This is a genomic window from Pantoea sp. CTOTU49201 (assembly GCF_032054795.1).
In the GTDB taxonomy this organism is placed as follows: Bacteria; Pseudomonadota; Gammaproteobacteria; order Enterobacterales; family Enterobacteriaceae; genus Pantoea; species Pantoea symbiotica.
In genome coordinates this window covers 1-1,832 of the sequence record NZ_DAMBSA010000610.1, presented here as the reverse complement: position 1 = coordinate 1,832, position 1,832 = coordinate 1, and the positions used below count along the sequence as shown (strand labels likewise).

The following is a 1,832-nucleotide window of genomic DNA, read 5'->3' as shown; positions in this document are numbered from 1 at the left end:
AACATCCTGCCGCTGGAGCGCAACGGCGCACATCACACTCTGATGCATCTCACCGCGCCTGTTGTTGAGTATCACGAAGCACCGCTCAGTCTTGGATTGCGTGCCGAAGATATCCAGCTGATCGCCGCAGAACAGGCGGCGCTGACCGCGCGAGTAATCAGTTCCGAATATATGGGCGCTGATACCTTGCTGGTGTGCCAGCTTGCCGGCATCAGCGAGCCGCTGACGGTCAAAGTGCCTGGCATGCAGCGCTTTATCGATGGCAGTGAAGTGGGATTGCAGTGGTCTGCCGCGCGGCAATATTTGTTTCACAGCGAGAGCGGTAAGCGCTGTGCGCCAGCCGAAGAACAAATGTTTGCCTCACAGAAAAAATACGCCGTTTAACCGTTGTCATTTGCCCAAGGGAAAATCATGTCTGCGATTCGTTATTCACGTCTTTCTGCCTTAGTCCTCGCCGTTACCACCTCAGCTTTCGCGGCTGAACCGGTCAAGCTGCAAATGTATTACCCGATCGCGGTGGGCGGCAAAGTGAGCCACACCGTGGATACGCTGGTGGCGGATTTCCAGAAAGTGCATCCGGACGTGAGCATTCAGCCGGTGTATACCGGTGACTACGCCACCACCGTGACCAAAGCGCTGACCGCATTTCGTGGTGGCAACGCGCCGCAGCTGGCGGTGATCGGCGATATCGAAGCCTATTCTCTAATTGATGCCGGTGCGATTGTGGCGGCCAGCGATTTAGCGCAGGGCGATGAAGGCAAAAAATGGATCGACGGTTTCTATCCGGCGTTTCTGCGTCACATTGACGGCAAAGTGTGGGGCGTACCGTTCCAGCGTTCAACCGTAGTGATGTACTGGAACAAACAGGCGTTTGAGAAAGCCGGTTTGAACGCCGATACGCCACCGGCCAACTGGCAGCAAGTGGTTGAGTTCAGTAAGAAACTTACGATCAAAGATGCCAACGGCGTCAGCCAATGGGGCATCGAGATTCCGTCCACACCAAACGGCTACTGGAACTTCCAGGGCTTGTCCGCCACCAACGGCGGTCGTCTGGATAACGGCAAAGGCACAGCGGTGCACTTCAACACGCCGGGCAACGTGGAAACGCTGCAGTGGCTGACCGATCTCGGCAAGAAAGAAGAAGTGTCGCCGAAAGGTGCGATTGCGTGGGGCACCACGCCGCAGGATTTCATCAGCGGCAAAACCGCCATGATGGTGACCACCACCGGCAACCTGACCAACGTGCGTGATAACGCGAAGTTCCCGTTCGGCGTAGCAATGCTGCCGGAGAAAACCCAGCGCGGCAGCCCAACTGGCGGCGGCAACCTGTATGTGTTCAAAAACGCTTCGCCAGAACAGCAGAAAGCGGCGATGGAATTTATCCGTTGGGTCACGTCACCTGAGCAGGCGGCGCGCTGGAGTATCGCCACCGGTTACGTTGCAACGTCTCCGGCAGCGTGGGATACCACGGTGATGAAGGATTACGTCAAAGACGTTCCGCAGGCATTGGTGGCACGTGAACAGCTGAAGTATGCCCAGCCGGAACTTTCTACCTACAACAGCGTGCAGATTGAGGATGCGCTGAATCACGCGGTAGAAGCGGCGGTGACGCAGGCGAAAACCCCGGCCGAAGCCCTGGAAGGCGCGCAGAAGCAAGCCGATCGTCTGCTGAAGTCATACCAATAATGATGAGCACGATTCTCACCGTCGCGCCGGTTCGTCGTCCCCGGTTATGGTCGATGCAGCTGTATGGCTACCTGCTGATTTTACCGGCACTGAGTTTTTTACTGCTGTTTACGCACTATCCGGCGGTTGCGACAGTATGGGAAAGC

At 56.7% G+C, this 1,832-nt stretch carries 2 protein-coding genes and 1 pseudogene; all 3 read left to right on the top strand.

Annotated elements, in window-relative coordinates; translation table 11 throughout:
- Positions 1-384 (top strand): TOBE domain-containing protein (locus RTY00_RS24400; RefSeq protein WP_312666692.1); only part of this gene is annotated, 384 nt, incomplete at its 5' end.
- 27 nt (positions 385-411) lie between these two features.
- A complete protein-coding gene (locus RTY00_RS24395; RefSeq protein WP_312666691.1) occupies positions 412-1,686 on the top strand; it encodes an ABC transporter substrate-binding protein in 1,275 nt (424 codons plus the stop codon).
- A 2-nt stretch (positions 1,687-1,688) separates the two neighbouring features.
- A pseudogene (locus tag RTY00_RS24390) lies at positions 1,689-1,832 on the top strand (sugar ABC transporter permease); the annotation flags it as partial.